This window comes from Rhabdochromatium marinum (assembly GCF_016583795.1).
Classification (GTDB): domain Bacteria; phylum Pseudomonadota; class Gammaproteobacteria; order Chromatiales; family Chromatiaceae; genus Rhabdochromatium; species Rhabdochromatium marinum.
Genome location: NZ_NRRS01000118.1, coordinates 1 through 7,242, shown reverse-complemented (window position 1 = coordinate 7,242; position 7,242 = coordinate 1). Strand labels below are relative to the sequence as shown.

9 protein-coding genes are annotated in these 7,242 nt (G+C 55.9%); 3 read left to right on the top strand and 6 right to left on the bottom strand.

Features of this window, described 5'->3' with window-relative positions; all coding sequences use genetic code 11:
• Positions 1–144 precede the first annotated feature (144 nt).
• The 6 genes from thiL to CKO36_RS18245 all read right to left on the bottom strand — a co-directional run bounded on the left by thiL (position 145) and on the right by CKO36_RS18245 (position 5,052).
• Complete coding sequence (gene thiL, locus CKO36_RS18270; protein ID WP_200286344.1) at positions 145–1,170, bottom strand: thiamine-phosphate kinase; 1,026 nt, start codon at positions 1,168–1,170, stop codon at positions 145–147.
• Complete coding sequence (gene nusB, locus CKO36_RS18265) at positions 1,167–1,643, bottom strand: transcription antitermination factor NusB (protein WP_200286343.1); 477 nt, start codon at positions 1,641–1,643, stop codon at positions 1,167–1,169. Before nusB ends, thiL begins: the two co-directional genes overlap by 4 nt.
• A gap of 27 nt (positions 1,644–1,670) precedes the next feature.
• Positions 1,671–2,138 carry a 6,7-dimethyl-8-ribityllumazine synthase gene (gene ribH / locus CKO36_RS18260; protein WP_200286342.1) on the bottom strand — a complete coding sequence of 156 codons (468 nt, stop codon included), beginning with the start codon at positions 2,136–2,138 and terminating at the stop codon, positions 1,671–1,673.
• 80 nt (positions 2,139–2,218) lie between these two features.
• The gene (gene ribBA / locus CKO36_RS18255; RefSeq protein WP_200286341.1) at positions 2,219–3,370 is read right to left on the bottom strand and encodes a bifunctional 3,4-dihydroxy-2-butanone-4-phosphate synthase/GTP cyclohydrolase II; all 1,152 of its coding nucleotides are present in this window, start codon (positions 3,368–3,370) and stop codon (positions 2,219–2,221) included.
• A gap of 40 nt (positions 3,371–3,410) precedes the next feature.
• Positions 3,411–4,067: a riboflavin synthase gene (locus tag CKO36_RS18250; RefSeq protein ID WP_200286340.1), complete on the bottom strand. Its 657-nt coding sequence runs from the start codon at positions 4,065–4,067 to the stop codon at positions 3,411–3,413.
• Positions 4,068–4,161: 94 nt separating this feature from the next.
• Positions 4,162–5,052 carry a phosphoribulokinase gene (locus tag CKO36_RS18245; protein WP_200286345.1) on the bottom strand — a complete coding sequence of 297 codons (891 nt, stop codon included), beginning with the start codon at positions 5,050–5,052 and terminating at the stop codon, positions 4,162–4,164.
• A 133-nt stretch (positions 5,053–5,185) separates the two neighbouring features.
• On the opposite strand from CKO36_RS18245, the gene CKO36_RS18240 reads away from it, so the two are divergent.
• Genes CKO36_RS18240 through CKO36_RS18230 form a run of 3 tightly spaced genes read left to right on the top strand, consistent with a single transcriptional unit; the run spans position 5,186 to position 7,157 of the window.
• Positions 5,186–5,614 carry a secondary thiamine-phosphate synthase enzyme YjbQ gene (locus tag CKO36_RS18240; RefSeq protein ID WP_200286339.1) on the top strand — a complete coding sequence of 143 codons (429 nt, stop codon included), beginning with the start codon at positions 5,186–5,188 and terminating at the stop codon, positions 5,612–5,614.
• Positions 5,615–5,616: 2 nt separating this feature from the next.
• A complete protein-coding gene (locus CKO36_RS18235; RefSeq protein WP_200286338.1) occupies positions 5,617–6,930 on the top strand; it encodes a RuBisCO large subunit C-terminal-like domain-containing protein in 1,314 nt (437 codons plus the stop codon).
• A complete protein-coding gene (locus CKO36_RS18230) occupies positions 6,927–7,157 on the top strand; it encodes a hypothetical protein (RefSeq protein ID WP_200286337.1) in 231 nt (76 codons plus the stop codon). Before CKO36_RS18235 ends, CKO36_RS18230 begins: the two co-directional genes overlap by 4 nt.
• Positions 7,158–7,242 lie beyond the last annotated feature (85 nt).

Here is a 7,242-nt window from a genome sequence, read left to right as displayed (position 1 = left end):
GATCTAACGTCAACATGAAACGATCCTGTCACCAAAATGTCGGCAAGTGCGCGTCCAAACGATGCGTGGCACAATGGAGCGCAAACTATAGCATAAGAATTACGCACCTCTAAATTGACGCGGTTTAGAGTGAATCCGGCAGTGCTAATCGCTTGCTGAGCTTGACGGGCGGAAATGATCGAAGCCGGTAAGTTCCGCATGCTGCGCATCAGGGTGCCAAGGCTGCCCGTCTTCTGCAAGGAGTCGGATGCCGTGCTGATCAGTGATGCTGCCAATGACAGTAACGGGACAAGCGATGGCTGCGGCGATTTCATGCACGGCAGCCAGTTTATCCCGTGGAACCGTAAAGCAAAGTTCATAGTCATCACCACTGCTGAGCGGCAGTGACCATTGATCCTGCTGATGGACAACCGCAGCGACCGCATCGCTCAGTGGCAGTCGCTTGCATTCGATGTCGGCGCCACATTGACTCTGCTCCAGCAAATGCCCCAAATCGGCCAGCAGTCCGTCGGAGATGTCGATGGCTGCACTGGCCAGTCCGCGCAAATTCAGGCCAAGTTCAACTCGGGGTGTTGGGCGCTCCAGACGCGCGCGTACTCTGGGATCGATTGTGATCGGGGAATGTGACGCGCTCTGAGCTGACAGCAGTTGCTGTAACGCCAGTCCCGCATCGCCCAAGTGGCCGCTGACTAGGATGGCATCGCCCGGTTTGGCTCCAGAGCGCAAAATACCCTGACCTGCTGCGACAAAGCCCATGACCTGAAACGAAATACTCAGGGGGCCGCGAGTGAGATCCCCCCCGATCAGTCGCAAGCGGTGATAACAGGCCAGTTGGTGCAGTCCTTCTGCGAAGCTGTTGAGCCAGGATGCGTCCGCTTGAGGCAGAGTGAGCGCCAGGGTTGCCCAAGCAGGTTCGGCACCGACGGCTGCCAGGTCGCTGAGCCCGACGGCGAGCGACTTGTGACCCAGGCTTGCAGGATCGCAGTCAGGAAAAAAATGTATTCCGCTGACCAAGGTGTCGATGCTCATCGCCAGTTCCAGCCCAGGTGGCACCCGGGTGATGGCGCAGTCATCCCCAACATCGGTAACAACATCTGCGCGTGGCGCACCGAGTCCAGTCAAGGAATTCCGGATGAGTGCAAATTCGCCCTGTGGAGTCGGAGGAGTCAAAATCCGTTGCTGGGTCTGTGTTGAGCCAGTTTATCGAGCACACCATTGACGAACCGGTGCCCCTGCTCAGCGCCAAAGGTTTTGGCCAAATCAATGGCTTCGTCCAGAATCACCGCTGCGGGCAACTGCGGGCTATGCCATAACTCGAAGGTGGCCAGGCGCAAAATGGCCCGTTCGACTGGATCGATGCTCGTAGGCGAACGACTCAGGAAGGGTTTGAGGCATTCATCCAGTGCTTCAACTTGCTCGGTAACGCCGCGCAGGAGTTCATCGAACAGCTGCAGATCATAGTGCGCATTCTCGGGTAGCGGATCATCATCGGCTCGATGGGCCAGACCGCGCGCTAGCGCGTCCATCCACAAGGGATCGTCATAAAAATGCTGGGCAATCTCAGCCGCCGAATGTCGTCCGAGTTGCCATTGATACAGAGCTAAGAGTGCGTAACGACGCGCCAAACTGCGAGGACCGGCCATGATAATGTTTGAAGTTCCGTCGCGGGTTCAGCTGATTTGACTGAACAAATTTGCCATTTCCAGCGCCGAAAGCGCCGCTTCAGCCCCCTTGTTGCCGGCTTTGGTACCCGCGCGCTCGATTGCCTGTTCAATGGTGTCGGTGGTTAAGACCCCAAAGCCAATCGGCACGCCCTGGCTCAGGCTGACTTGTGCAATACCTTTGACGCATTCTCCAGCCACATAATCAAAATGCGGTGTGCCGCCGCGGATGACGGCTCCCAGCGCAACAATGGCGTCGTAGTTGCCGGTTGCGGCAATACGCTCGATGGTGAGAGGAATTTCAAAGGCGCCCGGTACTCGCACCAGGGTGATATTTTGTTCTTCAACGCCATGCCGTTTGAGTGCGTCAAGAGCACCTTGTTCAAGGTGATCGACGATAAAGCTGTTCCATCGCGCCACCACTAGGCAAAACCGGACTGAACCGGGGCGAAAGGCGCCTTCGATTGTGTGAATCATAGTTGGGAATATCCAATTAATTCAGATTTCTAAAGATGTCGCGGTGAAATCATCCATGCCATCCTGGCACGCTCCAGGTATCAATGCTGACCTGCAGCGGTCTCGGTGTGCTTATTGCGTCCGTTACTGACGTATTCTACAACTTCGAGATCGAAGCCAGAGATGCCGTGCATGGCTTTGGGGGCGCTCATGACCCGCATTTGATGCAGGCCAAGATCAGCAAGAATTTGTGCGCCAATGCCATAGGTGCGTAACTCACTGCGCTTGGCGCGTCCAGATGATGTTTGCCCCTGATGGTCGGCATCGCGGATGTGACGCAATTTGGCCAGGAGATCTTCTCCAGTGTCACGATTGCGCAATACCACAATCACCCCTTCACCGGCGGCGACGATTTGCTGCATGACATCCGATAACGGCCAGCCGCAGCTTAAATGATGACTAGCGAAAAGATCGCACAGGCTGTTTTGCAGATGGACTCGCACCAGCGTGGGGCGATCCGGTGAGATGTCACCATAGGTCAGTGCCAGATGAATCTCGCCATCAATCGTGTCGCGATAAGCTGTCAAGGTGAAGGTGCCGAAATCTGTCGGTAATTGGCAGCGGTCAAGGCGTACAACAGTTTTTTCATTGGCGACGCGATAGTGAATCAAATCCGCAATGGTGCCAATTTTCAGCCCATGCTCACTGGCAAAGCGCTCCAAATCCGGGCGTCTGGCCATGGAACCATCTTCGTTAAGAATTTCAACGATGGCAGCTGCTGGTTCGAGTCCAGCCAGACGCACGAGATCACAACCGGCCTCGGTATGACCCGCGCGTACCAACACACCACCTGGCTGGGCAATGAGCGGAAAGATATGCCCGGGTTGGACCAAATCGGTTGGCTGAGCATCAGCCGCAACGGCGGCTTGAATGGTGCGGGCGCGATCAGCAGCCGAGATGCCGGTGGTGACGCCCATAGCGGCCTCAATGGAGACCGTGAAAGCTGTGGAGTGCGGGGCACGATTGTTATCGACCATGAGCGGCAGCCGAAGCCGCTCTGAGCGCTCCTTGCTTAGGGTCAGACAAATCAGACCACGGCCAAATTTGGCCATAAAATTGATCGCTTCTGGCGTCACGCACTCAGCGGCCAGCAGCAGATCGCCTTCGTTTTCACGATCTTCATCATCCATGATGATGACCATGCGACCTTCGCGCAGATCCTGGATGATTTCTTCAGTGGAGTTAATAGTCATGGGCGCCGGAGCTGATGGGTAAATGGAAGAGCGGCAAGGCTTACAAAAATCCGTGTCGTGCGAGCAGTTCTTTGCTGAGAGAAGCATTTTCCCCAGCGCACGCATGCGAACTGAGCATCAGGCGTTCAAGATAGCGGGCAATGAGATCCACCTCAATGTTGACCTGAGTGCCAACGCGATAATGAGCGATGGTTGTTTTCTCACGGGTATGAGGGACGATATTCAGGGAAAAAACGCTTCCGGTAATCTCATTGACAGTCAGACTGATGCCGTCCAGTGCGACCGATCCTTTGCGTGCGATATAGGGTGCCAGCTCGTTGGGAGCATGCACCTGCAAGCGCAGGGAGCGCGCTTCCTCGCGTACCTCGACTAGCGTGCCAATACCATCGACATGCCCACTGACAAGATGTCCGCCCAACGGAGTTGCCAGTGTCAGAGCGCGCTCAAGATTGACTGGACTGCTCATGGGCCGTGAGCCGAGGGTGGTGAGTGACAAGGTTTCACGTGAAACATCGGCAGAGAAACCATCGGTTTCCAGGCTGACAACCGTCAGACAAACGCCATTGACGGCGATGCTGTCGCCAATCTGGGTTTCGCTGAGATCAAACTCTGCCGATTGAATATGCAGACGGGTATCACCCCCACGCGTTTCAGTGCGGGCAATGCGACCCTGGGCTTGAATAATACCGGTAAACACAGAAGCTGATTGCCATGTGGTGGAGAAGCCGGAGTGAATCGCCAGCCACCGGCCGCAACCGGTGACTGGCTGGTTTCACAGCATTTGGCTCGGACTAGACGTTGCGGGAGTCCATCATGCGTTCGATGATCGGTTGCAGAATGATTTCCATCGCGAAGCCCATTTTCCCGCCTGGCACGACCATGGTGTTGCGCCGGGTCATGAAGGAGTCATGGATCATACTGAGCAGATAGGGGAAATCAATCTGCAACTGTTCCGGGTCACGGAAGCGGATGATGACAAAGCTCTCATCCGGCAGCGGGATATCACGGGCAATAAAGGGATTGGAGGTATCAACCGTGGGCACCCGTTGGAAGTTGATATCGGTCAGCGAGAATTGGGGCGTGATGTGGCGGATGTAGTCCGGCATGCGGCGCATGATGGTATCGACAATGGCCTCGGCCGAGTAGCCGCGCTCAAGATTGTCGCGATGGATTTTTTGAATCCACTCCAGATTAACGATGGGAACCACGCCAACGCCAAGATCGACATGCTGAGCGACATTTTCTGTTTCTGTGACGACCAGCCCGTGCAGACCCTCATAGAACAACACGTCGGTATCCGGTTCGATCTCTTCCCAGGGAGTGAACTGTCCCGGATTCAGGTTGGTACCTAGTCGTTTGTTATGCTCAGTCGCTTCTTCCTTGCTGTGCAGATAGTAACGACGTTTGCCGTTGCCCGTATCGCCGTAAGTCTGGAAGAGTCCTTCCAGCAGATCAAAACAATTTGCTTCCGGCCCAAAATGGCTTAGATTCTTGTGATGCTCAGCCGCCTTCGCCATTTCGGTCTTCATCTCAGCGCGATCATAGCGGTGAAAACTGTCGCCCTCAATGACCGCCGCTTGTATACCGTCACGGTAAAAAATATGCTCGAATGCGCGTTTAACCGTGGTTGTTCCAGCGCCAGATGAGCCCGTAACCGCGACAATTGGATGCTTTTTCGACATAAATAACTCCCGTCGTTGTCCCATTTCCAAGTCAAGTGGTGAAAGGGTGTGTGGGCATGAACCAGCGCCCGAACCCGCTATTGTACCATGAGCCACCGCCTTGGAATCCATTCCATTACTGGAGACTGCCGTTATGAAGATGATACTCGATGAAATTACTCTCCCCACCCGGCAACCGATCGAGATCATCGACATGACTCAACAACTGCGCGAGCGTTGTACTCAGTCTGGTATCCGCTCAGGTGTAGCGACGCTGATCTCCCAGCACACCACAGCCTATGTCAATCTGAATGAACGTGAAGCACGGTTGCAGCAAGATATGCTGACCTTCCTGAAGCGCTTCATCCCGCGTGATGGCGACTATGCTCATAACATCGCACCGGTTGATGATCGCGATAATGCCCATGCCCACTTGTTGGGACTTTTTATGAACGCTTCTGAAAGCATCCCGATCAGCGATGGTCAGCTGATGCTCGGCGACTGGCAATCAGTGTTTTTTATCGAGCTTGACGGCCCCCGAGCCTCGCGCACCCTGACACTTCAGTTTCTCGGAGACTCCTGATCATGCAAGCAACCGATGTACGTGGCTTTTTTGCCTCCGCCGAGGCGCTGGACCTGGAAGACTATCTGCTGCTCGATTATGCCTTTGAATGCCGGGGCGATCCGGAACTGGCGGCCGCTCATTTGTGCAGCGAACAATCCACGGCGCAATGGAAACGGGTTGATGTGACCGAGGACTATCGCCCGCGTTTTGCAGCGAAAGTGCTGGAGCTTGAAGTTCAGCACTCGGCGGATGAGTTTTCCATTCCCATGCCGCACAGCCGTGGCACCGGCCAGGTGCATCACTGCCATGTTCGCATTGCCCATCCACATGCGAATTTTGGTCCGCGTCTGCCGAACCTGCTCAGTGCGGTGTTGGGGGAAGGCGCATTTTTCGCGCCGGGAATTCCCTTGATCAAGCTGCTTGACATCGCGTTTCCTGCCTCGTTTCTTAGCGCTTTTCAAGGCCCCCGCTTTGGCATTCAGGGATTGCGCGAGCAGCTCAAGGTCTATGATCGCCCAATTTTCTTTGGTGTGATCAAGCCCAACATCGGGTTGACACCGGAGCCCTTCGCGGAGCTGGCCTATCAGGCTTGGCTGGGCGGTTTGGACATTGCCAAGGATGATGAAATGCTGGCCGACCCCGAGTGGTCGCCGCTGACCGAACGCGCGCGCCTGCTGGGTGCCGCTCGCACCCGCGCTGAACAGAACACCGGAACGCCGAAAATTTATCTGGCCAACATCACCGACGAGGTGGATCGGCTCATTGAGCTGCATGACACAGCGGTGGCCGCCGGGGCGGGTGCCCTGATGCTGAATGCCTGGCCCCTGGGGCTGAGTGCCGCGCGTATGCTGAATCAGCACAGCAAGGTGCCGCTGGTGGCGCATTTTCCGGTGATGGCAGCCATGACGCGCGTGCCATTCTTTGGAGTGCATTCGCGCGTGTTGACCAAGCTGCAACGCCTTGCCGGCTTCGATGTCATTATCATGCCCGGATTTGGTGAGCGCATGATGACGCCAAGTGAAGAAGTCTGTGCTTGCATTGAGGCCTGTCTGGATCCGAGCTTTGGCCAACTCAAGCCCAGTTTACCGGTGCCGGGAGGCAGCGATTCCGCCGCGACACTGGAGGCGGTCTACCGACAGGTGGGCAGCACCGATTTTGGCTTTGTTCCCGGTCGTGGTGTCTTTGGCCACCCCGGCGGGCCAACGGCGGGGGCCAAAAGTTTGCATCAAGCCTGGAACGCCATCGCAGCTGGCATTCCAGTGGCACAGGCCGCATCCCAGCAACCTGAGCTGCAAGCAGCCCTCGAAACCTTCGGTTCTGCCACGGCTCCATGAACATCCTGTTCATTCACCAAAATTTTCCCGGCCAGTTCAAATTCCTGGCACCAGCACTGGCTGCTCGCGGTCATCGGGTACAGGCATTGACCATGAAAACCGGACAGCCGCACCGCTGGCAGGGAGTGGAGCTGATCTCCTATGGCGTCACACGTGGCACCACAGCCCAGGTGCATCCCTGGGTCGGGTGCCGCCTTTCAATGATGTCAATCATGAGCCATGCTTAGCCCATCATCCAAATGCAGAAAGAGGGCTTGGCCATAACAGCGCAACTCATTAACATCGACGGTCATCAGGCGACTTTTCAAGTCA